This is a genomic window from Sphingobium sp. S6, assembly GCF_905120495.1.
Lineage (GTDB): Bacteria > Pseudomonadota > Alphaproteobacteria > Sphingomonadales > Sphingomonadaceae > Sphingobium > Sphingobium agri.
Genome location: NZ_CAJHOG010000003.1, coordinates 80,603 through 106,057, shown reverse-complemented (window position 1 = coordinate 106,057; position 25,455 = coordinate 80,603). Strand labels below are relative to the sequence as shown.

21 protein-coding genes are annotated in these 25,455 nt (G+C 59.0%); 8 read left to right on the top strand and 13 right to left on the bottom strand.

Annotated features, from left to right (window positions below):
- Positions 1–124 precede the first annotated feature (124 nt).
- Together SPHS8_RS11220 and SPHS8_RS11215 are read right to left on the bottom strand one after the other, a co-directional pair.
- On the bottom strand, positions 125–595 hold the full coding sequence (locus SPHS8_RS11220) for a VOC family protein (RefSeq protein WP_201515606.1): 471 nt from the start codon (positions 593–595) through the stop codon (positions 125–127).
- Positions 596–659: 64 nt separating this feature from the next.
- Positions 660–3,002 carry a TonB-dependent receptor gene (locus SPHS8_RS11215; protein ID WP_201515605.1) on the bottom strand — a complete coding sequence of 781 codons (2,343 nt, stop codon included), beginning with the start codon at positions 3,000–3,002 and terminating at the stop codon, positions 660–662.
- A 437-nt stretch (positions 3,003–3,439) separates the two neighbouring features.
- Between SPHS8_RS11215 and SPHS8_RS11210 the strand changes: the two genes are divergently transcribed.
- The 3 genes from SPHS8_RS11210 (at position 3,440) to SPHS8_RS11200 (ending at position 7,302) form a co-directional block, all read left to right on the top strand.
- The gene (locus SPHS8_RS11210; protein WP_201515604.1) at positions 3,440–5,593 is read left to right on the top strand and encodes an acetate--CoA ligase family protein; all 2,154 of its coding nucleotides are present in this window, start codon (positions 3,440–3,442) and stop codon (positions 5,591–5,593) included.
- A 186-nt stretch (positions 5,594–5,779) separates the two neighbouring features.
- Positions 5,780–6,145 carry a Zn-ribbon domain-containing OB-fold protein gene (locus SPHS8_RS11205; protein ID WP_201515603.1) on the top strand — a complete coding sequence of 122 codons (366 nt, stop codon included), beginning with the start codon at positions 5,780–5,782 and terminating at the stop codon, positions 6,143–6,145.
- Positions 6,145–7,302 (top strand): acetyl-CoA acetyltransferase, encoded by a 1,158-nt coding sequence (locus SPHS8_RS11200; RefSeq protein ID WP_201515602.1) that lies wholly within the window; start codon positions 6,145–6,147, stop codon positions 7,300–7,302. Before SPHS8_RS11205 ends, SPHS8_RS11200 begins: the two co-directional genes overlap by 1 nt.
- Before the next feature lie 29 nt (positions 7,303–7,331).
- Here SPHS8_RS11200 and SPHS8_RS11195 read toward each other — a convergent pair whose 3' ends face one another.
- The 7 genes from SPHS8_RS11195 to SPHS8_RS11165 form a co-directional block, all read right to left on the bottom strand.
- On the bottom strand, positions 7,332–8,069 hold the full coding sequence (locus SPHS8_RS11195) for a TetR/AcrR family transcriptional regulator (RefSeq protein WP_201515601.1): 738 nt from the start codon (positions 8,067–8,069) through the stop codon (positions 7,332–7,334).
- A 99-nt stretch (positions 8,070–8,168) separates the two neighbouring features.
- Positions 8,169–8,456 (bottom strand): 4a-hydroxytetrahydrobiopterin dehydratase, encoded by a 288-nt coding sequence (locus SPHS8_RS11190; RefSeq protein ID WP_236575100.1) that lies wholly within the window; start codon positions 8,454–8,456, stop codon positions 8,169–8,171.
- Positions 8,457–8,474: 18 nt separating this feature from the next.
- On the bottom strand, positions 8,475–9,068 hold the full coding sequence (gene folE, locus SPHS8_RS11185; RefSeq protein ID WP_201515599.1) for a GTP cyclohydrolase I FolE: 594 nt from the start codon (positions 9,066–9,068) through the stop codon (positions 8,475–8,477).
- Positions 9,069–9,073: 5 nt separating this feature from the next.
- Positions 9,074–10,066 (bottom strand): HpcH/HpaI aldolase/citrate lyase family protein, encoded by a 993-nt coding sequence (locus SPHS8_RS11180; protein ID WP_201515598.1) that lies wholly within the window; start codon positions 10,064–10,066, stop codon positions 9,074–9,076.
- Positions 10,067–10,096: 30 nt separating this feature from the next.
- Positions 10,097–11,146, bottom strand: a complete 1,050-nt coding sequence (locus tag SPHS8_RS11175) for a MaoC family dehydratase (protein WP_201515597.1) — start codon at positions 11,144–11,146, stop codon at positions 10,097–10,099.
- 6 nt (positions 11,147–11,152) lie between these two features.
- Positions 11,153–12,316: a CoA transferase gene (locus SPHS8_RS11170; protein WP_201515596.1), complete on the bottom strand. Its 1,164-nt coding sequence runs from the start codon at positions 12,314–12,316 to the stop codon at positions 11,153–11,155.
- Between the two features lie 13 nt (positions 12,317–12,329).
- Positions 12,330–13,559 carry an amidohydrolase family protein gene (locus SPHS8_RS11165; RefSeq protein ID WP_201515595.1) on the bottom strand — a complete coding sequence of 410 codons (1,230 nt, stop codon included), beginning with the start codon at positions 13,557–13,559 and terminating at the stop codon, positions 12,330–12,332.
- A 387-nt stretch (positions 13,560–13,946) separates the two neighbouring features.
- Between SPHS8_RS11165 and SPHS8_RS11160 the strand changes: the two genes are divergently transcribed.
- From SPHS8_RS11160 to SPHS8_RS11140, 5 genes are read left to right on the top strand one after another with little or no spacing between them, the layout of a single operon-like run.
- On the top strand, positions 13,947–15,572 hold the full coding sequence (locus SPHS8_RS11160; RefSeq protein WP_236575099.1) for an acyl-CoA dehydrogenase family protein: 1,626 nt from the start codon (positions 13,947–13,949) through the stop codon (positions 15,570–15,572).
- A gap of 1 nt (position 15,573) precedes the next feature.
- Complete coding sequence (locus SPHS8_RS11155) at positions 15,574–17,664, top strand: 3-hydroxyacyl-CoA dehydrogenase NAD-binding domain-containing protein (RefSeq protein ID WP_201515593.1); 2,091 nt, start codon at positions 15,574–15,576, stop codon at positions 17,662–17,664.
- 2 nt (positions 17,665–17,666) lie between these two features.
- Complete coding sequence (locus tag SPHS8_RS11150; RefSeq protein WP_201515592.1) at positions 17,667–18,863, top strand: acetyl-CoA C-acetyltransferase; 1,197 nt, start codon at positions 17,667–17,669, stop codon at positions 18,861–18,863.
- A 33-nt stretch (positions 18,864–18,896) separates the two neighbouring features.
- Positions 18,897–19,571, top strand: coding sequence for an SDR family oxidoreductase (locus SPHS8_RS11145; RefSeq protein WP_201515591.1), 675 nt, complete (start codon positions 18,897–18,899; stop codon positions 19,569–19,571).
- 26 nt (positions 19,572–19,597) lie between these two features.
- A complete protein-coding gene (locus tag SPHS8_RS11140) occupies positions 19,598–20,827 on the top strand; it encodes a serine hydrolase domain-containing protein (protein WP_201515590.1) in 1,230 nt (409 codons plus the stop codon).
- Between the two features lie 21 nt (positions 20,828–20,848).
- On the opposite strand, the gene SPHS8_RS11135 is transcribed toward SPHS8_RS11140, so the two are convergent.
- From SPHS8_RS11135 to SPHS8_RS11120, 4 genes are read right to left on the bottom strand one after another with little or no spacing between them, the layout of a single operon-like run.
- Positions 20,849–21,625: an SDR family NAD(P)-dependent oxidoreductase gene (locus SPHS8_RS11135; RefSeq protein ID WP_201515589.1), complete on the bottom strand. Its 777-nt coding sequence runs from the start codon at positions 21,623–21,625 to the stop codon at positions 20,849–20,851.
- Entirely contained in the window at positions 21,622–23,091 is a 1,470-nt protein-coding gene (locus SPHS8_RS11130; protein WP_201515588.1) for an alpha/beta hydrolase domain-containing protein, read from the bottom strand. The genes SPHS8_RS11135 and SPHS8_RS11130 overlap by 4 nt, the downstream gene beginning before the upstream one ends.
- Positions 23,051–24,223 carry an MFS transporter gene (locus SPHS8_RS11125; protein ID WP_201515587.1) on the bottom strand — a complete coding sequence of 391 codons (1,173 nt, stop codon included), beginning with the start codon at positions 24,221–24,223 and terminating at the stop codon, positions 23,051–23,053. The genes SPHS8_RS11130 and SPHS8_RS11125 overlap by 41 nt, the downstream gene beginning before the upstream one ends.
- Before the next feature lie 10 nt (positions 24,224–24,233).
- Positions 24,234–25,454 (bottom strand): MFS transporter, encoded by a 1,221-nt coding sequence (locus SPHS8_RS11120; RefSeq protein ID WP_236575098.1) that lies wholly within the window; start codon positions 25,452–25,454, stop codon positions 24,234–24,236.
- Position 25,455: the final 1 nt, after the last annotated feature.

The following is a 25,455-nucleotide window of genomic DNA, read 5'->3' as shown; positions in this document are numbered from 1 at the left end:
CGGTCCTGCTCCTATTACTCTGCGGATGCTACTTGTGTAAATTCCGGTGTTCCGTGCCTCGGAGATATGGATGTTTTCATGTGCGCGAGGGGGTGATCCGTCCCTCACGCACATTTCAACGCAACTATGCCCCTATGCGAAACGTTCCATCCTCCGTCACTTGTGTTTTTACAGTCCTCGCCAGCTCCCATACATGGCCGTCGGGATCGGCGAAGAATGCCTTAGCCGAACCGTCCGCAAATTCTTCCAGATCGCTGAGTATGGTGGCGCCGTTAGCAACCGCCCGATCGAGCATAGCCCGCAAATCATCTTCGGGGCGCACTACGTATACGAGTATGCTGGATGAAATGGGGGAGGTGACCGGTGACCTGTTCGTCCGGTTCAGATCCTCTCGCTGCAATATTCTGGACGCAAGAGCCTTTCGCTCCGAGAAAGAAATAACCATGCCATGAGCGTTGAACAACGCTACTTGGTCTCGGCTCGCAGAAGCGCGCTCCCATCCAAGTGCCTCGTAGAAAAGAGCTGCTCGTTCGACCTCAGCCACTCCCAATGCGAGGTGACTAAGGCGTTGCTCCCAGCTGCCGACTTTTGACATCGAAACACTCCAAATTTGATCATGAATATACTGATTGGCAAGGTCGGTTGACCTGTTGATCGCACTAGCCTTCTTCCCCAAAACGGAAACGAAGCTGGAAACCGTACATCCGAGGCTCGCTGTAAAGGTAGCGAGCCACACCTTGGCCGTAGCTCGCGCCATTCCGACCGAATGTACTCTGTATCTGCGTCGGGAACGTATTGTTCGTCACATTCGTCATTATGAACGCCAGATCGATCGGGCGTCCCGAAAGATTGTTCCAGTCTACACGTAAGTTCAACAGGTTGCTGGCGGGCAAATAGCCGTAAGGCTCTGTGCCACCAGGTTGGCCGATGGGGATTGTGATTTGCGTGTAATGCCGATCTATATGAGCGAAGCTTGCAGATGCGATCACATTGCCCATCTCCCCGAGACTGAACGCATAACTTGCAGCTATATTATACTGATTCTTGGGCGCAAATGCGAAGGGCACCCCGCTGCGGTCGTCCGTAGTCACTTGACCGTTCAAGAGATACTGAAAGGCAAATTGATCGTACTTCGCGTGCATGCGAGAGTATCCGGCGGAAAGGTTCAAGCCCTTGAAGGGCGATATCGAACCTTCGAGTTCTATGCCCTTGATAGTCGCGCTGCCGGCATTCACTGTGGCGGACCCCGCCGACAAGTTGCCATCTGGCGTAACAGTTGTTGTCGATCCAACGCGCTGAATGTCTTTGTAATCGGTATAATATGCCGCGGAATTCAGCCGGACTGGCATGGTTCCAAGATAAAATTGGGTTTTTAATCCAGCTTCGTATGTTGTGACAACCTCCGGATCAAATGTCAATGCAAATGCATTTGTTCCATTAAAGTTAAAACCCCCAGACTTGAAGCCTCGGCTGATCTTGGCGAATGCCAGCGATCGTTCAGATATCATATAATCTAACCCAGCTGTCCACGTCAGTGCACTGTCACGGATCTGTTCTGATACTCGGCATTCTGGAGGAGTTGCTATTGATAGCAGGCAGTTCCCGTTCACTATAAAACGATAGAAGCTGTTTCGCCTATCCCAGGTGTATCTTGCGCCCCCCGTCAGGCGCAATTTATCAAGAGACGATGAAAGCAGGCCCAAGTCGATCGACCCTTGCGAATATACCCCGGTTGACTTGCGTTCATCACCAGAAAATATATTGGTAATCGAGCCGAGAACCGGAACGAAGGTTCCACGAAACTCGATTCCAAGTGGTTTAACATCCTCGTAATATATGCCAGCTGTATAGTTGAGCATATTATCGAACCCTGTCCCCTGCAGCTGAATTTCCTCAGTAAGCTGGCGCGCATCAGTGCTATTCCAAGGTCCGGATTCAGAGGTTGATATATGCAGGTAAGATCCATCCAGATCGAACACCGTGCTCGTCTTATAGCGCGCATAGCTAGTGATGTTCCGCAGCTTCAATGCGTCGGAAAGATCGATAGAGAGGATGTTGGTTAACATCCACATGCTCCGCTTGTCATAAGGGTTGCCATCAAGTTGGACCCTCCGGGGCCCGCGTCTTCTTTGCTCGTCAACTATTCCGCGTAAAAGGTCCTCTCCGTAGTATCGGGCAACCGGGCTGAGAAATCTTCCAGTGCCATCGCGGGCAGTGTTGAAATCCTGTATAACTGATCCAGTGCCGTTAGTCGAAGATCTAAATGCAGTGGCGAGAAAATAGTTATCGACTCCTTCGGCCGGTCTCCAAGTAACGCCTAGCCGAAAAGCCCAATATTTCCGATCGTCATAATCGCGCCTTGTTATAATATCGCGTGTATACCCTTCCCTGTTAACTGTTCTACCAGCTAAGCGGACAAGCAATTTATCTTCAATGACGGGAACATTCAGCGCGCCTTCCAGCTGCCGATCTAAATAGTTTCCAATCTGCCCCTGCAAATATCCGGAAAATTTGTTTTTTGGTTTCTGCGGCTCGAGAAGCACTGCGCCGCCGGTCGTGTTTCTTCCGAATAGTGTGCCCTGGGGCCCCTTCAAGACCTGAACATTCTGAAGGTCGTAGAACAGCGTATCAGTTCCCAGTTGAGCAACGGTGTCGCTGGCCGATGGAATAGGAACTTCTGCGAAATACGCGGCAACACCGGGACCGCCACCATAGGTCGATCCTTGCCCCCGCAATGTGAAGCTCTGAGTATTTCGCGATCCTGAATTTTGACCAACTACTAGAGATGGAACTTTTCCGGCAAGATCTTGATTGGAAACGATATTGTCTCGGCGGAGCGCTTCGCTGTTCAGTACAGATACTGTAACGGGAACGTTCTGAAGCGACTCTTCTCGGCGATTGGCGGTGACGACGATTTCGTCAAGCGAGTTAACGTCTGAGCCGGGTAACGTATCAGATGGACTTTCCGGTGAACCCTGTCCGGAGGCCGGACTGGTCATCATCGCTACGAGAGCAACTGCTCCCGTTATACCTGCAGCTCTACCCTTCGTTCGGATCATCTACTCGCTCCCTCTAACTTGCTCGTGATACGAGATCGCATTGATAAGTAACGCTGAGCTATGCCGCGGCCGCCCGACAAGCGAGCAGCGCTACCGGCAGCCTTGCCATCCACTCTGCAAGCAAACGGTCGGTTGGTCAATGGGGTTGTATGGTTTTCCGTTGGATCGGTGGGGCGTGCAGGGAAGTTTTCGGCTCTGGCATCTGGTTGGCGGGTCGGCTTCTCACTGGCCTCCGCCGTTACGTTTGCTCGGCACGTTCCACTCCGGGTAGTCAACAATGGCTTTACGGAGAATGAAACATAAGCTACCAATCGTTTGGAAGGCGACTTGTCTATTTAGATGGGTTGCGGTGAGTGCTATCGTCAATCGAAAGGTATTTGATGTACAGGCCTGTCTATGCCCGACAACATCTGGCCCGAGTTCTCTCGCCGCGGAGTATTGCTGTCGTCGGAGTCTCGAACAATCTGTCGTCATTTGGCGCGAGGACCATGGCGAGGCTGGAGCATTTTCAAGGCCAGTTGTTCCAGGTTAACCCTCGCTATGAAAATATTGGGGCGCGCACCTGCTATCCCTCGGTCAGCGTTTTGCCGGAAGTGCCCGATTGTGCCGTCGTGGCGACCGGAAGGGATCAGGTCGTAGAAATAGTTCGGGAATGCGCGGACGCGGGTGTAGGCGGCTGCATCATTTACGCATCGGGCTTCGCTGAAGTGGGCACCGAACGTGGCGTGCAGGAGCAGGATGAACTAACACGGATCGCTCAGGACAGTGGCATGCGGATCATAGGGCCCAACTGTATCGGCCTTGCTAATTTCACGATTGGCGCGAACATCACTTTCTATAGCGAAACGCAACTGGTAACGCCCGCCGCTCAATCTGTGGGCATCGTCAGCCAATCGGGCGCGCTTGGCAATGCGCTCATCCAGTCTATCGAGCGCGGTACGCAAGTCAGCCACATGCTAGCGTCGGGCAATAGCTGCGACGTCGATGTGGCCGACTTCGTATCCTATCTTGTGGATGATTCGGCATGCCGGGCCATCGCATGCCTTTTCGAAGGAATGAACGATCCGAGCCGGATGGTCGAGGCCGCAAGACGGGCGTGGGCAGCGGATAAGCCTCTGATCCTGTACAAGATCGCTGAAAGCGAACAGGGCGCCAGTGCCGCGATGTCGCACACCGGATCGCTTGCCGGATCCCACGCAGCCTACCGAGCCTCGCTCGAACGATATGGTGTGGTCTTCGTGGATCAACTCGAAGCGTTGATGGAAACTGCAGCCTTCTTCGCGAAGACGCGACGGGCAACGGCAAAGGCCGCGGCGGTTATCGCCACGTCCGGCGGAGCAACCGTCATCGCTGCGGACAAGGCGGAGGCGCATGGCATAGCGCTTCTTCAGCCCCAAGCAGCGGCGCAAGCAGTGCTGGATGCAAATGTCCCCGACTTCGGATCGGCGCGTAATCCCTGCGACGTGACGGCTCAGGTGGTGAACAATCCCACCTCGCTCACTGCATGTCTAAATGCGCTGTTCGCCGATCCTACCTACGGCGCCATCGTGCTGGCTAATCCTTACGCGTCCAGCGGGACGGTCGAGCGGATCGACACGTTAGGGCGGGAAGCGGCGCAGGCAGGGAAGGCAGCCTGTTGGGTATCCTTTACCGACTGGCTCGAAGGCCCAGGCCTGATCCATGCCGAGCGGCATCCGCATGTGGGTCTGTTCCGGTCCTTCGACCGTTGTTTCCGTACCTTGTCCGCTTGGCAATGGCGCAGCGCGCTGCGCGATGCGCCGGTGCAGGAGGAGGCTCCCGCCCTGCCCGCATCAAATCGGGATCAAGCCGCAATGCTGCTTGATCAGGCTGGCAGTAACACATTGACCGAGCGGGAGGCGAAAGCGATAATGGCCCTCTATGACGTGCCGGTAGTTCAGGAACGGCTCGTTCAAAGCGCCGACGAAGCAGTGCAGGCCGCGTCAGGAAAGTATCCCGTCGTCATCAAGGTTGAATCTCCCTCCATCCCGCACAAGACAGAGGCGGGCGTGATACGCCTGAACCTTGGCGACGAAGCTGCCCTACGCGATGCCTACAGCGCCATCATGGCAAATGCCCTGCGAGAAACATCGCCTAACGATATCCGGGGCGTATTGGTACAGCCCATGGTCCCGTCAGGCGTGGAACTGATGATTGGGGTACGAAATGATCCGCAGTTCGGGCCGCTGCTTGTCGTCGGGATGGGTGGCATAATGGTCGAATTGTTGCGTGACACCGCTTTGCTGCCAGCTCCCGTGACGGTCGCCGAGGCCGAAAATATGCTGCGAAAACTCAAAGGTTTCGCGCTGCTAAACGGCTTTCGCGGCGCCGATCCGGTAGATTTCGAACAACTCGTCCGCGTTGTTTGCAATGTAGGCTGCTTCGCCGCAGATCACGCAGATCGCATCCTTGAGGTCGACATCAATCCGCTGATTTGCGCTGGCGGAAGGATCACGGCCGTCGATGCCCTTATAGTACGGAAAGATAAACAGGGAGGGCCGCCGCGGTTCGCGTAAGAGAATGCGCATGACGTCTGGTCTCCATGGTTCGACTCTCTTCTTGAAGAACCTGTGAGAGTTTCAGCCTGTTTAATTGGATGGGTACTGACGGACTTCTTCCCGCAGCATGGATCGGGAAGAAGTCTATCGGCGGGTGGATGCGGGCCGCAGTGGCGGTCTCAGGCAACGAGGATATCAGTTTAAATGAGCCCGCAGGAAAGATTTGATGCCTACCTAAGAGAGGGTCGACTCATGATCCAGCGCGCGTTGAGGAGTGGGGCTTGCATATTCTATCCGCGGATTGCTGAACCGGGCTCAGGCGATCCGGACCTGACATGGGTCGAAGCGAGCGGTCGTGCTACAGTTTATGCTACGACCGTTGTCAGACCCCGTCCACCCGAAGAACCATATAATATTGTCTTGGTCACATTAGTAGAAGGACCGCGGATGATGTCGCGGGTAATTGGCATTGATCCGGAAGATGTCTGCATTGACATGGCTGTGCGTGCCGAAATCATTATGGAAGCCGACAAGGCGCTGCTGGTCTTTCGGCCCGAGGAACAAGGCTGATGACCGATGCATCGCTTCGAGGCAAAGCCGCGATCGTAGGCGCAGCGACATTCGGTCTTGGCATTGCGCGAGGCTATGGCGCGATCGACCTGGCCGCGAAGGCAGCGCTAATGGCTCTGACTGACGCCGGGCTTGGTCCGAGAGACGTCGACGCGTTGTTCGTCTGTCTGCCCCAGGATTTCCTCTCCGGACTTTCGATGGCCGAATATCTGGGGATCGATGCCGTCATCAGTGATAACAACCGCACTGGCGGCTCGGCATTTCTCACCCATGTTGAGATGGCCGCCATGGCTTTGAGCGCCGGCCTATGTGACGTCGCGCTCATCGCTTACGGCAGCAATCAGCGCAGCGCATCGGGCAAATTGGTTGGCGCAACGGGAACGACCAACGATCTGGAGACGCGCTACCGCCCGCTCGTACCAGTCAGCGCCTATGCGCTGGCGGCATCGCGGCACATGCATGTCTATGGCACGACCCGCGCGCAGCTTGCGGAGGTTGCCGTTGCGGCACGACGCTGGGCGACGCTCAACCCCGACGCTTTCATGCGCGAACCGCTAACCATAGATGATTGTCTCTCGTCGCGCATGATTTCCGATCCATTGACAGTCCGAGACTGCTGCTTGGTGACAGACGGGGCAGGGGCCCTCGTAATGACGCGCGCGGAACAGGCGAAGTCGATGCCGCGGCTGCCCGTTTACGTGCTAGGGACTGGTTCCGCGACAACCCATCGGGAAATATCCTCCATGCCCGACCTGACTGTCACGGGAGCGGTGGATTCCGGTAAACGCGCCTATATGCAGGCTCGTCTAGGACCTGGCGATGTGGACATGGTGCAACTATATGATGCTTTCACCATCAACCCGATCCTGTTTCTGGAAGACCTGGGATTCTGCCCAAAAGGCGAAGGCGGCCGATTTGTCGAAAAGGGAACTTTGGCCCCCGGCGGCGCCTTGCCTGTAAACACCAACGGAGGCGGACTGTCCTGCGTTCACCCTGGCATGTACGGCATATTCACCTTGATCGAGGCTACGCAGCAAATCCGGCGCGAATGCGGCGCGCGTCAGCTCCACAAAGCCGATGTGGCGCTCTGCCACGGCAATGGCGGGTCATTGTCGCATCAGGCTACCGTAATCCTGGGATCTGAGGCGGCTCTGTAGCCTGTTGCAATCCGGAAACGGGACTGGGCTCAGGAAGCCGCGCCTGCTTTTTCCTGTAATGCCTGAATCTGCGCGATGACCCGATCGGCCAACGCGAAACGGTCCTGACCAGGCGATTGGGGCTGCAGCGACGCGATCACGAAAGCGGCACTGTCCCGCGCAAGATCATGCGGAGTAATCGGGCCACCAGGCTTGTACCAGCGGATATAGGAGGTGATCACGCCCAATATGGTGAAGCTGGAGATCCGCTGATCAATTCCTGCATCGAAAATGTTTGCCGCCATGCCCCGGCTGATGATTGATCGCAGATAGGCTTGATAAGCATCGCGTTCAGCAAATATCTGCTCGCGCTTATCGGGCGCCAGATGCTTGGCATCCTGGATAATGACGATGCCGCGGTGAATGCGATCTGGAACGGCGTTGAGCACGATGTGGCCATAGCAGAACGCGATCAATTGCTCAGCAGGACTGGATGCGAAATGATCGCAGAGGCGCATATTCTCGGCCAGCCCTTCGCTGCCGACCTTGATAACTTCGTAGAGCAAGTCCTCCTTCGAGGAGATATAGTGATAGAGGCTGCCCTTCAACACACCGACCGCGTCGGCGATGTCGTTAAGGCTTGTCCCGTTGAACCCGCGTTCGGAAAACAGTTCGCCCGCAATCAGGACAATGTCTTCGAAACGGCGCTCACCATTGCCGGTCTTGGGCGCTCTGCCTCTGCGCTGCAAAGGCCGTGCCGCCGCCGTCTCGTTCGTCTTGTTCTTCATCCCGCCCATAGTCCCAGAATGCCGTATCGCGGCTTTGCTACACGAGAGCGCCGCCACACGCCAGCACCTGCCATGATTGCGCAGTCAGTCCGAGGAAGCTCAGCTGACTTCATCCATGAAGCGGGCAAGGCTCAGGTCCAGCGTTGTCACTGTCCCCGCGTCATGGGTGGTCAACTCCACCTCTACCCTGTTGTAGACATTGCGCCATTCGGGATGGTGATCCAGCTTTTCCGCCTGCACGCCCACGCAGGTCATGAAACCAAGGGCACGGGCGAAATCGGCAAAGACAAAGTTCTTTCCAATCGCCTTGCCGTCCCGAGTTGCGGTCCAACCCGACAGCTGCGTCACAGCCTGCGAAGCGTCCAGTTTTTCAAATCGCGCCATCATATCCCCTTCAATCGCATATTATAGCCCGATCAGGGCCATGATTTCCCGCCGTGCCTTTTCGTCATCGCGGAAAACGCCCATCATGCGGCTGGTCGTCATCTGGACGCCCGGCGTGTGGACACCGCGCGCCGTCATGCAGGCATGACTTGCCTGAACGACCACCGCGACGCCCAGAGGCTTCAGGTTTTCCCAGATACAATCCGCAATTTCCGCCGTCAGCCGTTCCTGCACCTGAAGCCGTTTGGCGAAACCGTGCAGCACGCGTGCGAGCTTTGAGATGCCGACTACCCGATTGCGGGGCAGGTAAGCGATGTGAGCGGTGCCGATGATTGGTGCCAGGTGATGTTCGCAATGGGACTGAAAGGGGATATCGCGCAACAGCACGATTTCGTCATAGCCTCCCACTTCGTCGAAGGTGCGCAGCAGATGTTGCGAGGGATCTTCATGGTAGCCGCGAAAATATTCGCGCCACGCCTTGGCGACCCGTTCGGGCGTGTCGACGAGCCCCTCCCGTTCCGGATCATCGCCTGCCCACCCGATCAGGGTGCGAACGGCTTGCTTTACTTCCGAAGGAATGACGGGTGCTTCGATGGGTGATTGCGTTACCATCATCGCTCTCAGTTGAAGAATGCTGACAGGGCGGGTGCGGGGATCTCGGCTCCCGTAACCCTGGCGCGCTGAAGGGCGCTCCAGAAATAGCGATAGGTTGCACGATCGTGCAGTTCGCCCTTGTACTGGATTGGCCCCCAGTCGGCCTGCTGCGCAGCGATCAGGATCGCGGCTGCGTCCTCGATTTCGGAATGATCGGGACGCATCGCTTCGACGATGGGCAGGATCTGGGCGGGGTAGATGCTCCACATGCGCAGAAACCCAAAATCGTCGCGGGCGCGGCGCGCGTCAGCATGGATGCGATCGGAATCCTTCAAATCCAGGCAGACATTATGGGCGGGTATCAGGCCCGCTCCCAGCGCTGCGGCAGCCACTTCGGCCTTGGCACGGGCCAGCAGGCGATGTTCGAACTGCCCGGGCGAACGCATGGCCGAGGCGGGGATCGCGCCATTATGCGAACTGACGAAGTCCATGAGGCCAAAGTCCAGCACCTGCATCCAGGGGAGCGCCGCGATCGCCTTGACGTCAGCAAGCGCGCCATGCGTTTCGATCAGCGCATGGATCGGGATCGTCCGCTTGATACCCCTGCTGGCGCAGCCCTGGCGAATATAGTCGATGACCTTGGTCAATTGGGATGCGGACGTAGCTTTGGGGACGGTAATATAGGCGACATCGTTGCCCGCGCCGGACAGGATGATATCGACATCGGCGCGCCAGTGGTCGTGCGAGGGATCGTGAATGCGAATGCCTGCCTGACGATACCGGTTTTGCGGCGATGCGATCATGGCGGCGACCATTTTTGCGTGCTCGGTCTCGGTGCCAGTGGCGGCTCCGTCTTCGCAATCGCAGGTTATGTCAAAGATCGGGCCATGCTGTTCCTGAAGCTGGAAAGCCTTCGCTACCAGCTTCTCGCTGCCGGCAAAATGCTCGCAGCTCGCAATCGTCGGGAATGACTTTTCGCCGTTAAACAGGGCTTGGTCGGGATGAATGGCTTTGGACATGAACTGGCCTTTGTCGTTGAATAGTTTGGATCATCTGCGTGGCAGAAGGACGCTGTAATCGAGATCGAGGACGACATTGGGATGGCCGCGCAATGTCGCCGCATCACCATCCCAATCGAAATCGGAGGGAGGCAGGTCACGCAATCCGATCAAACGGAGCCGCAATACACCGACGTCATGCCGATCTGGCACAGTCATTGTGTCGATCACCTGGGTCACGCTGTAGAGGGTGTCGTCGGCAAAGGTTGGGGCAACATGTGTTCCGCCATTGATCGCTAGAATGGCCAGGATGTTCTCCAACCCGTCAGACGCCAGCGCCCGGCAAAGCGAGATGACATGGCCGCCATAGACCAGCCGTCGGCCATGCCGCGTACCGCGCATCATCAGGCCGTCGAAATGGACCTTGGCGTCATTCTGATAAAGGCGAGTGGCGGACATATGGTCGGCCTCCTCCACCGTCATCCCCGCAGAATGATCCAGCCGCTGGCTCGGGATATAGTCCTCCCAGCAGGACGTCGAACCGGTTGCTCGACTGAGAAGTTCGAGATCGACAGCGCCTGTTGGGACGGCCAGGCGGTCGGCCGGAACGAAGGACGGCAGGTCGGGACGGACATCGGTGCCATCGCCAGACACGGCTGTTCGTTTCCGCACCAGCACCCACCGAACCCATGTCAGAACGGGTTGTCCATTCTGGTTCACTGCTTCGGACCGAACGTAAACGACGCCGCTGTCGCCTCCGCTCGTTTCGCGCAAGCCGATGACGATGGAACTGGCGGCGAGCGTGTCCCCGTCATAGACTGGCGCGAGGAACCGCACATCCGCGTAGCCCAGATTGGCTACGGCATTGAGGGAGATGTCCGTCACCGTCTTGCCAAAGACCATGTTGAAGACGAGCAGGTCGTCGAGAGGCCGCGCCCGATACCCGAGACTTTTCGCGAGCGGGGCGGAGGATGTAACCGGATTGCGGGTGCCGGTGAGGGCGACATAAAGGGTAGCATCAGCATCGGTCACTGTGCGGGGCAGCGGATGCTGGAACCGCTGGCCGATATGAAAATCCTCATAAAAATTGCCGCGTGGCATGGGTGATTACTCCGGTGCCGCCAAGGATGAATCGGCTGGTTGGCGAGAGCGACCTTCCCCGAGCCGGGGGGCGCGCATGACGGGGCGACGCCGCCTGTCGATGGTGAAGGGGCTGGGCACCATCTGCACAACGGCTTCGCCATCGACGATGGGATTGAGCATGCCGTTGGCATGGATTTGTGAGTCCGCTAACACTTCCTCGGGCGATGCGATCTTTTGCCATAGTACGCCCGCCCGGACGAAACGATCTTGCCAGTAGCTCAGGGGTTCTGACGCAAACAACTGGTCGAGCAAAGGGATCAACGCCGAGCGGTTTTGGCGGATGAGGCGTGCCGTCGCGAAGTGGCGATCGCTGACAAGTTCCGGCCGGTCGATGGCCTCACATAGCCGGACGAAGCCGCGCCGGGCGTCGATTTCGGTCAGGAAGAACCAGCGCCCGTCCCCCGCGCGGTAGCTGTTGACAAGAGGTGTGCGACAGTCAGTTCGAGGTTGCTGCGCGCCCATGCCGCCGTGGACCGCCTGCACTGCGAGGTCGCCGCTCATGATATAAGCGCCGGTCTGAAGCAGGGAGGTTTCCACGATGCCGCCCTTGCCGGTCCATTCCCGCCGGAGCAGCGCCGAAACAATCCCGGCATAGGCGGCGAGAGCCATCGCCATATCGCCATAGCCGCCGGTCGGGACCGGTGGTGTCGCTCCAGGGACCAGCAGCTGGTGCATGAGGCCGCTGCGTGCCCAGAAGCCGCCGACGTCAAAAACGCCGGTGTCCTTCTGGGAACCGCGCAGCCCAAGACCCGTGATGGACGCGTAGATGAGCCGCGGGAAGCGTTCTACCACCGCATCGGGGTCTAAGGACAATCTCTGAAGAGAGCCCGGCCGCAAGTTGGTGATGAAGACGTCGGCGTCGGCCAGCAGCCCATCCAAGGCATCTTTTCCATCTGCTGTGCCAAGATCCAGAATGATGCTGTCCTTGCCCCGATTGAGCAGTGAGAAGGTGGGACTGCTCTTGTCGCTGCCCATCGCACCGAGAAAATCACGGCCAGGGTCTCCGGCCACCGGTTCAACCTTGGTGACCTCAGCGGATAAGTCAGCGAGCAGGGCCGCGGCCCCTGGGGCGGCGAGCCAGCTGCCCAGCTCCACCACCTTGAGACGCCGCCCTGTTCCTGGTGCCATAAGTCGCGTTCCTTCAGGCAACCGCTGCCGGTGCGGGCGCGACCAGGCCGAGCGCGCGGCCAGTATTGTCCCGCATGATGAGGCGCAGTTCTTCGTCCGTCAGTTCAGGCAGATGGTCGACCAGATCCGAAGGCATGTGTACGCCTTCGGGGTGAGGCCAGTCCGATCCGCCAAGCACGCAGGGCGCGCCGAGCGTCTGCACCAGCCCCGCGATGTCGTCTTCCGGAAAGGGCGATACCTTGATGTGGCGCTTGAACACCTCGCGCGGCCGTTCGCCGATATTTCCGAAGGCCCAATCCTCCTTGCCGGACATTCGTGCCGCCCGATCCATCTTGCGGATCATCGGCAGCACCCATTCCGAACCATATTCCAGCACAAACACGTTGATGTTGGGGAATCGGCCGAACAGATTATGAGTGATGAGGGCCATCAGCGTGTCGCCGATCGCACGATCCCCAAAACAGGTAGCGCGCATGAAAGGTGTCCAGCGATGCAGCGGGCGTGTGTAACTCTCTCCCCAAAGCGCCCCGTAATACTCGGCTTCACCTGTGTTCGATAGGTGATAGCAAACGGTCACCCCGGCCTCGTTGACGCGCGCCCAGAAAGGATCGAAGCGCGGATCGGCGGGAGACAGATTGCCGCGCACCGGGCCTGCGCGAAGATGAATAAGTTTTGCGCCGCGTTCCAATACGCGGTCGAGCTCGCGACAGGCCCATTCCGGGTTTTCGAGCGCCAGGCAGGGCGCGGCGAACAGACGGCCATCTGCGCCAAAGCCCCAATCTTCCTCCAGCCACATATTATAGGAAGTGAGGTTGACCCCCAGCGCTTCGGGATCGCTGGAGAGCAGCCATTCGGCGCCGATTTCCAGCGAGGGGAGCATGATCGCCGCCTCGATATTGTCATTGTCGAGATATCTGAGGCGCACATCGCGGCTGCGGGATTCGGGTAGATCGTCGGCAGTGATCATGCCTTGGGCGAACCAGCCTTTGCTACCGTGGCCGCCTGACTTATAATATTCCAGCATCGCGCCCGGCTGCCCCGTAGAATGGGTGGGAGCCGCGCCATAATAGGTTACTTTGCGGTCACCGAACATGACCCGACCGGTCGCTTCGCCTTCGCGCCGGACAACTTGGATCGCCCGGCCCTCATCTATCCACTTACGTGGCAGGTGGCGTGTGAAGCAGTCATCGGTTTCATAAAAATGCTGGTCGGCATCAATCATCTTAAAGGGCAGCTTGCTCATCACCCGGGCCTTTTCTCGCATTAAATACCAAACGACCGGTAGATTACATTCATGAGCGACAATGTGCAAGACCCAATTCTCCCAGCTCCTTGCTCAGGATGTTCGACGCGAATTTTCAAAATAATCATGAAACAAGTTACGTTTATTATGTTTCGAACGCTCGGTCTCGGGAGATGGCTGATGCAAATGTAGCTGCATGGTAATCACCAACCAAACGACCGGTTTACAATTTGTCCTGTTGCAGCTAGTTGGGATGCGAAAGCTGATTCAGAGAACAAGATGACCGTGATATCGCCGAACCCGCGCCATTCGCATCAAGCTTCGATCCCCGGAATGCGTCGATCCGATGACCTTGTGGATAGTCTCGTTGGTAATTTTGAGAGGCTGTTGAACACTATAGTCAAGGGGCTGGCCGACCGATGCGCAGCTGCGGGAAGGGTTCAGGCAGATGCGCTCAATCGTGAGCAGTCAGCTTGTTATGAACTGGCCTTCGCCAGCGCCGAAATACTCGCGGCGCGGCAATTTTTCGCGGCTAGCGTGGAAATTAAGACTGGCAGGCATGACGCCGGGTTGGTCGCAATATATGTCGCCGATGTTCTCCTTGGTACGCTCGACCGGCTCGAAAGGATTGCTCGCCATCTTGGTGTAGCCCTCGATGATGTGGCGGATCTGCGCAATGCTGGCGAGTGGCGGGCGATCCTCGAGCATGGAGGTTTTGCGGCCCAGGAACGACTGGGCGCCGCGATCATCGCGGGGGATGGTTTCGGCGACGTTGCCATGTCGGTCGACGCGCATATGAGCTTTGACAGCTTTGCCCGTTTCGCCACCGACGTCGTTCGTCCGCTTGCTGAAGACATTCATCGCCATGACCTGATCGTTCCAGAAGCTCTGCTTGGGCCGATGCGGGAAATGGGCATTTTCGGGTTGGGCGTGTCGGCCCGCTTCGGCGGAACGGCGCCCGATGATGGCGACGATAATCACGTCATGATCGCCATCACGGAAGCGCTGTCGGAAGCATCGCTCGGCGCTGCGGGCAGCCTTATCACGCGGGCGGAGATATTGGCGCGGGCCATGGCGGCTGGTGGGACGGAGGCGCAAAAGGCCCGCTTTCTGCCCGGCATCGCGGCGGGTGCGCCCTTATGCGCGATTTCCATCACTGAGCCTGATTATGGGTCCGATGTCGCGAGCATTTCGCTGCGGGCTACGCGCACGGATGGCGGGTGGCTGCTGAATGGCGCCAAGACCTGGTGCACCTTCGCCGGCAAGGCGGGGCTGCTGATGGTCGTTGCTCGCACCGGCGAGAAAGATGCAGGACATAAGGGCCTTAGCATCATGCTGGTCGAAAAGCCTTCCTTCGAAGGACATGAATTTTCCTACGAACAACCCGGTGGCGGACTACTGATGGGTCGTGCAATCCCGACCATCGGTTATCGCGGGATGCACAGTTTCGATCTGGCGTTCGAGAATGTCTTCGTGCCGGACGATCATCTGCTCGGTGGCGAAGCGGGGCTCGGCAAGGGTTTCTATTACACCATGGCAGGAATGACCGGCGGGCGGATGCAGACCGCCGCCCGAGCCTGCGGCGTGATGCGCGCCGCAATCGGGGCAGCGCGTAGCTATGCGGCGGAGCGCAAGGTCTTCGGCCGCACTCTGGGCGACTATCCGCTGACGCAGGCCAAGATCGCCCGAATGGCGGCGCGCTTCGTTGCATGCCGCCACCTCACCTATGCTGTCGGAACCTGGCTGGACGAGGGGCGGGGGCAGATGGAGGCTAGCCTGGTCAAGCTGCTGGCCTGCCGTTCGGCGGAACTGGTGACGCGGGAGGCGCAGCAGATCCACGGCGGCATGGGCTATGCCGAAGAGATGGCGGTCAGCCGCTATTTTGTCGACGCGCGCGTGCTGTCGATTTTCGAAGGGGCCGAGGAAACGCTGGCGCTCAAGGTGATCGCGAAGGGATTGCTGGAGCGCGCACTCGGTGACCGGCAATCCCAATCATCTGGCGATGCGAGCTGACATGACTGTAGATATGATCACGGACTATATGATCGAGGATGGCGTTGCCGTCATCACGACTGACTATCCCCCGGTCAACGCCTTGTCCCATGCGGTGATGAGCGGAATGGTGTCGGCGCTGGAGCGGGTCTATGCCGATGATGATGTGCGTGCGATCGTTATCGCTTGCGCCGGACGGACTTTCCATGCGGGCGCCGACATCACAGCGATGGGAAAGCCGCGAGAGTGGCCGGAATTGCGCGATCTGCAAGGGGTGGTGGAGCGCTCCCCCAAGCCCGTGGTTGCCGCTATTCATGGCACGACGCTCGGCGGCGGCCTGGAACTGGCACTGGTCGCGCATGCCCGTGTCGCTGCGGAAACCACGCGTGTGGGATTGCCGGAGGTGAAGCTGGGCATTGTGCCGGGCGCTGGGGGGACGCAGCGATTGACCCATATCGCTGGACCAGAACTCGCGCTCGACCTGGTGACAAGCGGGCGGCAAATTGGCGCGGATGAAGCGTTGAAGGCCGGTCTGGTGGATGCCGTAGTGGCGGATAGCGAATTGCGCGCGCAGGCTGTGTCGCTGGCGAAGGACCTAGCGGCACGTGACGGCATGCCAAGATCGGACGGCAAAGCCAGGGATTTTCCGGCGGAAGAGGCCGCAGGGCTGTTCGAGCGCTATCGCCAGATCAACGCCCGCAAATATCGTGGCTTCAAGGCGCCCGAATATGCCGTGCGCTGTGTCGAGGCGGCGATGAGCCTCCCTCTGCGGGAAGGATTGAAGGCAGAGCGCGCCCTTTACGAAGATCTGCGCGACGGGGACCAGGCGCTGGCGCAACGGCATATATTCCTGGCTGAACGGCAGGCGACGAAGCTGCGCCCCGACCTTGCGGGCAGCCGCACGAGGCCGATTGAAACCGTGGCCGTCATTGGCGCGGGCACAATGGGTGGCGGTATCGCCATGAACTTTCTGAGCGCGGGGATTCCGGTCGTTCTGATCGAGCGGGAAAGCGAAGCGCTTGAACGAGGTGTTGCTACGATCCGGCGCAATTATGAAAGAGGCATCTCGAGCGGGCGCGTCACGGCGGAAGGCATCGATGCGGCTATGGCATTGTTACGGGCGACCACGCGGATCGAAGATGTGGCCGTATGCGACCTGATCATCGAAGCAGTTTTTGAAAATATCGCGGTTAAGCGTGAGGTCTTCGAAACACTCGACCGGGTCGCGCGGAACGATGCGATATTGGCGACGAACACATCCTATCTCAACCTCGACGAGATAGCGGGTTTTACTGCCCGGCCGGAAAATGTCGTAGGCATGCACTTCTTTTCGCCCGCCAACATCATGAGGCTGTTGGAAATAGTACGGGGCGCCCGGACTGCGCCTGATGTGCTGGCCACGGTTGTTGGCCTGTCTCGCCGGATTGGCAAGGTCGGGGTAATCGTCGGCAATTGCTTTGGCTTTGTCGGCAACCGCATGCTGGCGCAACGGCAGAAGGAAGCGGAAAAGCTGCTTTTGGAAGGAGCGATGCCATGGGATGTGGATCGCGTCCTCTACGACTTCGGCTTTCCCATGGGGCCGTTCCAGATGCGTGATCTGGCGGGAAATGACGTGGGCTGGAACCGGGAGACAAGCAGTTCCTCCACCGTGCGGGAAATATTGAACGAGCGCGGGCGGCTCGGCCAGAAAGCGGGCAAGGGCTATTACGACTATGACGCGGGAGGAAAGCCCGTCCCATCGGGCGAGGTGAAGGACATCATCCTGAAACTGGCAGAGCGTAAGGGCATCACGCGGCGCGAAATAGGAGAGCGCGAGATATTCGAACGGTGCCTTTATCCAATGGTGAATGAGGGCGCCCGCATTCTCGAAGAAGGGAAGGCGCTAAGAGCCTCCGATGTCGATGTGGTCTGGGTGACGGGCTATGGCTGGCCGGCCTATCGCGGAGGGCCCCTATACTGGGCAGGTCAGGAGGGCATCGGACGGATCGTCGAGCGGCTTCGGGCGCTCGCACCCCTGCTCGGCGATGAATTTATGTTGTCCCCGCTACTGGCCCAGCTTGGTTCTGAGGGTAGCAATTTCTACAGTTTCGACAGCGGGAAGGGGCAGGCATGAGAATGCGGCGGGCAGCTATCGTCGATCCAATCCGGACGCCGGTCGGCAAATATCTGGGTGCGCTGGCTGACATCGGTGCGGGCGACTTGGCGGCCACGGTGCTGCGGGCGCTGGTGGACCGCACTGGCATCGACCCGGAACGTGTGGACGATGTCGTCTTTGCGCAAGGCTATGGCAACGGCGAGGCGCCTGCCATAGGACGATGGGCGGCCCTTGCAGCGGGATTTCCGATATCAGTGCCGGGATATCAGCTCGATCGGCGCTGCGGTTCCGGACTTCAGGCGGTAATCGACGCGGCCATGATGGTGCAGACCGGCGCTGCGGATGTCGTGATAGCCGGTGGCGCCGAAAGCATGAGCCAGGTCGAACATTATACGACGATGATGCGACGAGGTGTGCGCGGCGGTTCCACGGAACTGCACGACCGACTGTCGCGCGGGCGCATCATGTCGCAGCCGATCGCGCGGTTCGGCGTCATCAGCGGTATGATCGAAACGGCTGAAAACGTCGCGCGTGATTTCGGCATCACGCGGGAAGAATGCGACGCGTACGCGGCCATGAGTCACCAGCGGGCGACGGCCGCTTGGGCGGAAGGCCGGTTCGATGACGAACTGGTGCCTGTCGCGGTGCCGCAGCGTCGCGGTGATCCCGTTGTTTTCAACCGGGATGAAGGATTCCGCGCGGATGCGACAGTGGATTCCCTTGGCCTGCTGCGTCCTATCGAAAAGGGGGGGGTCGTTACGGCTGGCAATGCCAGCCAGCAAAATGACGCAGCCGCCGCCTGCATGGTCGTGGCGGAGGATAGGCTCGAGGAATTAGGGCTGGAGCCAATGGCGTGGCTGCATAGCTGGGCAGCGGCGGGGTGCGAACCCTCCCGCATGGGGCTTGGCCCGGTTCCGGCGGTTGACCGGCTGTTCCGGCGGACGGGCCTCGGCTGGGATGACATCGGGCTGGTCGAACTGAACGAGGCCTTCGCGCCGCAGGTGTTGGGTGTGCTCAAAGGCTGGGGCTGGGATGATCGGGACCGGTTGAACGTGAACGGCTCTGGCATCTCGCTCGGCCATCCGATCGGAGCGACTGGCGGACGGATATTGGCCACCCTGTTGCGGGAAATGCAGCGTCGGGACGTGCGCTACGGGCTTGAAACGATGTGCATCGGCGGCGGCCAGGGACTGGCCGCGGTTTTCGAACGTGCCTAGCGTGCGGTCAATCGCAGACATGGAGAGGCTGTCATGGGAGTCATCGTAGTAACAGGAGCGTTCGGGGCGCTGGGCAGGAGCGTGGCGCAAATGCTTGCCGACCGTGGTCATGCAATCGCCGCCATCGATCTGGGCGCGGCGCCGGAGGGCTATCCTTATGGCACGGCTCTGGGGGGCGTCGATCTGACCCAGCCGGATGCCGTCGCCAGAGCCTTCGAACAGATTGCGGAACTGCGTGGGCGGATCGACGGACTGGTCAATATCGCAGGCGGCTTCATGTGGCGGATGGTGGCCGATACCGATCCGGCGGATTGGGACCGGATGTATCGAATGAACCTGCTTTCGTCTGCGCTCTGCTGCCAAGCGGCGATGCGGCATCTGGCGGAAAAGGGTAGCAGCATCGTGAATATCGGCGCGGCGGCGGCTCGTGCACCAGCGGCAGGCATGGCGCCTTATGCCGCGTCCAAGGCGGCCGTGATGGCGCTGACGGAAAGCCTCGCCAATGAGTTAAAGCCGCATACTCGCGTTAACGCCATCTTGCCGACAATCATCGACACGCCTGCAAACCGCGCGGACATGCCGGACGCAGACATAAGCGAATGGGTGGCTCCGGCCGATCTGGCGAAGGTGGTTGCCTTTCTGCTGTCGCCGGAAGCTGCAGCAATCACGGGCGAAGGGATCAAGGTGTCGCTAGGCGCACAGTCGTAAACTAAAGAGATAAGCAGGAGATGCAAATGGAGAGGATCAGCACCCCAGACATGGACGCGGCGATTGCCCGCGCCTTGCAGCTAGGGGAAGTCGGTTTGCAGGTTGCCGCCTATCATCGAGGACGGCTGCTGATCGACACATGGGCGGGCAAGGCCGATGCGGCCACTGGCAGCGCGGTGACGAGGGAGACGCTCTTCCCCATCTTCTCGGTCACCAAGTCGTTCACGGCGATTGCCTGTCATATCCAGGTTGAACGCGGTTTGATCGACTATGATGCGCCTATCGCACGCTACTGGCCTGAGTTCGCGGCGAACGGGAAGGAAGGGATTACGGTTCGCCATGTCCTGTCGCACCGGTCGGGCGTGCCTCAGATGCCGCCGGGGGTCACGGTGGAGACGATGTGCGATTGGGGCTGGATGATCCGCCATATAGAGCAGATGGAACCGCTGTTCCCCGCCGATTCCCAGAGCAGCTATCAAGCTTTCGTCTTTGGCTGGTATATCGGAGAGATCGTGCGGCGCACCGACCCAGCGCGCAGACCGATCAACCAGTTCATCGCCGAGGAAATCTGCGCGCCGCTCGGCATCGCGAATTTCCATCTTGGCCTCGATCCTGCGCTGGAACCGCGCGTTGCAACGCTTACCAATGTTGCCCATGGCGGGCAGGCTCCGGCAGGAGATAGTGGCGCGGTGTCGCTGACGACAGCAGTGGCACCTAGCCATGCGCGGGCAGGGGAGGACGTTGCGCCCTATCTCAGCCTGGCGGTGCCGCCAGCGGTCGCGACCGGCCCCGCCAATTTCAATCGCGCCGACGTTCATGCAGCGGTGCTGCCTGGGGCGGGCGGGATTGCAGATGCGCGGTCGGTTGCGCGGCTCTATGCGATGCTGGCCTGCGGGGGCGAACTGGATGGCGTCCGCATCCTTTCGGAAGCTACTGTGCAGAGCCTTACGAAGCTACGCACAGATCCTTTCCAAACCGACCGCGTCGTCGGGCGAGTCGCAATATTGGGACAGGGCGGCTTCTGGCTTGGTAGCGATCATCCCGGTGTCGAAGCAGCAATCGGAACCGCGCCGTCCATCCTGTGCCATCCGGGCGCGGGAGGATCGATCGGTTGGGCGGACACGGCCACCGGCCTTGCCGTCGCGATTTGCCACAATCGAATGTTCAGCCGGATCGAAGATCCGTCACAGCAGCCCTGGATCGCCATCGGCGATGCCGCGCGGACGCTGGCCGCGCGGCAGGATGCACTCGCCTGATACAAGAAAATGGGCGGCCCCTCACTGGGCCGTCCGTCCTCCATCCACGGCTAAAGATGTGCCATGGATATTGGAGGCTGCGTCCGAACAAAGGAACAATATCGCGCCCGCCACTTCATCGGCCGTTCCATCGCGTCCCGTCGCCGGGTGATAGGATTTGCTGCGCGCTGCCCATTCTTCCGCCGTGTAATTTGACCGCTGATGCGCCCGGATCGGGCTGTCGATCGCGCCGGGACAGACGGCGTTGATCCGCACGCCTCTCATTCCGTATTCCAGCGCTGCCGCCTTCGTCAGGCCAAGTACGGCATGCTTGGTCGCCGCATAGATGCTGACGCCTGCCTGACCTACAAGCCCCGCGGAGGAGGACATGTTGACCACGCAACCGCCGCCGCTGCGTTCGATCGCGGGTATCGAATATTTCATGGCCAGCCACATGCCCTTCAGATTGACGGCGATCAGACGGTCAAACTGCTCTTCTTCCACATCGCATAGATGCTTCATTCCGGTCTGGGTGATGCCGGCATTGTTGATGAGTGCATAAAGTCCCCCGAAATGTAGGCTCGCCTGCTCGACCATGCGTGCGACACCATTGGCATTGGAGATGTCGACCCTGTGCACGATCACTTCCGCGCCCGTCGCGACGAGCGCATCTTTGGCAGCGGCTAGGCCGCGGTCGTCAACGTCGGCGAGCAGCAACCTAGCTCCCTGCTGGGCAAAAGCATGCGCGCTCGCAAGGCCGATGCCTGACGCGCCACCAGTGATGATCACTGTCTTGTCACGCAGTTCCGGCAATATCATGCATTTTGCTCCCTGTGGGTGTGGTTCAGCGGACTTTCTTCTCTCGCGCGCTGAATCGATGTCCGCGCTCCTTCTGGCAGCAAGACGCCGGCTTCAACAGCGGCTTCGGCAGCTTCGCTGAAGCGGCGGAGATAATCTTCAGGGCCGTCATAGAGCGCCGCCAATTGTTCCCATGTCAGCGGTTGGCTTGATCCGCGAAGGAACGCCCAATCGGGTGTATTGAATCCCGTATGCACGGCCGTCGGCACTGCGACCTCCGGAAGGCGAACACCGCCCCGGGCGATCCCGAGTTTGTCGCGGACAATCCGAGGTGGGATGCCGCCGCTTGCCGGTTCGACCTCAATGCGCGGTTGGACAGGGGGCGGAACGCCTTCTTCGATCCAGCGCCGCATCCAATGAAGAGCGGCGTCGCGAAATGGTTGGATGTCAATGTTGTTGGGCGGCAGATCCGTGGCGGTGAAGGCTGCGCTGACTTTGATACCTCCGGCATGGGCGATGCCCGCCGCTTCCCACAACCGAAACCGCTCATTGTCTGGTTGGCGGACGGCGGCAAGGCTGCGGGTTTCGGTTTCGCTGTTGATGATGAAGACCGGCACGTCGATATCCCGGAGGCGGCTGGTGCCGGCTGGGCAGCAGCCATCTATCAGCTCCGACAGGTCGTTCAGGTTGCCGGGACGCTCATCGCTGTTCGTGTCGATCGCCGACGGAGTGCCAAAGTAGACGTCAAGCATGAAGCCGGAAAATGGATGACCCAAGGGAGCGATGGCATTGATATAGGCCGCTAGCCGAGCTGCAGACTGCGACGCCCCACGAGCGATTACTTGTCGTACGGGAAGGTCGCCCAGAGGGTGCAGGAAGCCGGTCCGATGCGGGCCTATCGCTTCGCCGATCTGAGAGAAGATATCGAAAGAGATGTCGTCGGTGGGAATTGAAAGGTCTCGATATCGCTCAGGATCAAAAGCTAACAATCCCTTAGGATTTGGACCGGAAAATCCTTCTATCCCGACGCGCTGAACAGACGCTGCGACGATGACATAGCCGTCCTCGTACATCAGGGGGTGCGTCCGGATATTGTCGAACCCTGCCGACACATTGCTCCACAAAAGGATAACGATCCCATTGAAGTGGGAATCATCTTTAGGACGCCGGACAACAATTCTGGTCCGATACGGAAGGACTTCACCTTTTCTGATCTGCCACTCGCCATCAGGGGAAGGGCCGGTTCCGTGCACGAAATGGAAGCGTGCGGCATCACCGGAGAGGAGATATTCCTCCTGTTTGTAGCCGACGCTGGTGCAATCAAATGGCGGTTGGACGAAGGGATGACCAAGTCCACCAGTGAGGGGCGCGATCATCGTCCGATTTTGCATTGGTAATCCTTTTCTGGGCAGTTTCTGACTGTGGGCTGCCGGTGTTCTTTGCTCGTCACAGATGGCGACGCAGCTGGCGCGCAGTAAATGGGACAAGCAAAACCGCGCCGATCGCCAGCAGGCCGACAAACTGGGTGTTGCCAAGGCGGGGTCCGGGCAGATCGGTCAGGAGACCGCTCGAGACAGCTGCGCCGGCCCCGCTCGCCAGATACTGAAGCGCTCCGAGTAATGCGCCAAAACCTGCCCGCTCGGCTGGATCAGGTGCTTGAAGCGTGAGCGTTGTCATGGATACGCTCAACGTCGATATGCTTATGATTGTGACGCACATCGCCGCCGCGCCCACCGCTAGGCCGACCGGCAGCACATAGCTCAGCAGCACTCCTCCGCTGAAGCTGACAGCCGCAGGCAGTATAAAAGTGAGGGGACCTAGGCGGTCCATCATCCTTCCGACCAGACGGAGCAGCGCGAACGTCACGCTGCCACAGCTCATGTAGAACATCGCCAGCCAGTCCCGCGGCAGATGGAGGTTCAGCATTAGAAGAGACGCATTATTCGCTGTCAGAAGGCCAAAGGCAAAAGTCATGGTGAATATGCCCGCGATCGCCGCTCGGAACACCGGGCGATGGATCGCGTAATTCAACTGGAAACCCGCTGGACGCGAAGGGCTATCTAAATGGGCAGTTATCGGCGGCAGCGCAAAATGCGCTAATGTCATAAGCACCAGGGCTGTTAACCCAAGAAGCAGTAATGGCAAACGCCAGCTCGCTATAGCAGCTAGCTGGATTGCTATCGGCACGCCAATGATTGATACCAGCGGCCCTGTTCCCAGCACCATCGCGAAAGCTCTACCCCGCCTTGAGGGTGAAACGGTATCAGCGACGATTGCGGTCAACAGTGCCGTCCCTATCCCGCTACATCCCCCCGCGATGAAACGCATGAGCATCAACATAGGCAGGTGGTGGGCGTAGCTAGCTCCTATGTTGGCAAGGCCGATCAGGACGAGAGCAAGGGTCAACGGCGAACGGCGATCATAGCGGTCAAGAAGCCCCGCCGAGCAGAGACCCGTCACAAACCCTGCGAGTGCATATGACGAGGTCAACAATCCCAGGCCGGCTATTGGTAGTCCAAGGTCTGTCGCGATGTCTGGGCCGATCGGCAGGATCACTGTGAAGCCTAGCATCAGCAGGAACTGCGTCGCAGTGGCCATCGCGATCGTCCGGGTTTCCATCTGAACATCCTCAGACGGGAGCGGCCACCGCCGGGTCTGGGCGAAAGTGGCCCCGCAACCCAATACACAGTAGCCCCGCCCCCACGAGAGTGGCGGCCGCCAGCAGCGTGAATGAGGTGGAGAAGCCGTATATTCTGTTGACGGGCCCAAAGGCGATTGGGATCAGAAACGGCCCGACGTGGAATGTACTGAATATCGCTCCCATTGCGAAAGCTCGACGACTTGGGTGGATTCTGTCCAGCAGGAAACTGCTCAGCGCAGGTTCAAACAGAATGGTTGCGCTGCCAGTAACGGCTGACGCAATGAGGAATACCATCACATTGCCAGCATGGACGAACAATATCGTGCCGAGGCTGAAAAATGCGAGGGAGAGAGCAATGATGGCCAAGGGATGCATCCAGCGCCTCAGGCGGACGAAACAGAGGCTGATACCAATGGACGCCAGCGGTGCAGGCAGCATTACCGCAGCATAGGTGCGGGGATCCAGAAATCCTTTTTCCCGGAGAAGGAACGGCAACTGTGTATAAAGATTATACTGGGCCAAAGCGAGGAAGACGTTGCCAATCATAGCAAGAATGAAGATCGTATTGATCGTCTCGCGCAACGGTTGCTGCACTACCAACCGTGGTTCCGGAGCTTCTTCCTTTCTACTAGCGACGGGTTTCACGCGCAGCAATGCAAAGATAAACAATGGAACTCCGACGAGATATAACAGCATCGGCGCTGACCATCCATGGCTGTTCGCCAAAAACCCGCCCGCCTGTACGGCAAGCATGGAGAAGAACGTCATGGCACCCCAACGATAGCCCAGCATCTTCGTGCGCGCTTCGCCTGAATAATAGTCCCCAATCATGGAAAGGCTGACTGTCATCAACGCCCCCACGCCCAAGCCCAGAATGAAGCGAAGAATGATCAGCACGGTGAAGTCGGTCGTGAACATACACCCCAGGCCCGCGGCCGTATCTGTAAATAGCGCCGCTAGCAGCACTGGACGTTTACCCCAGCGGTCGGCAAGCCATCCGAGTAAAGGCGACGCGACCATCGCGATGCCAGGAATTGTCATCAGCATCTGAGCATAGGCGATGCCGCGCGACCCACCTCCCAGCTCGGCTGCTAGGATCGGTAGGCCTGGCGAAAGCAGAGTCGTAGTGAAGGTATTGGGCAGTGTCGCAAGAAGCAGAAAGAGGAATATCGGCCATCCAGGCGAAAGAACGGAGCTTGACGTTTTCATC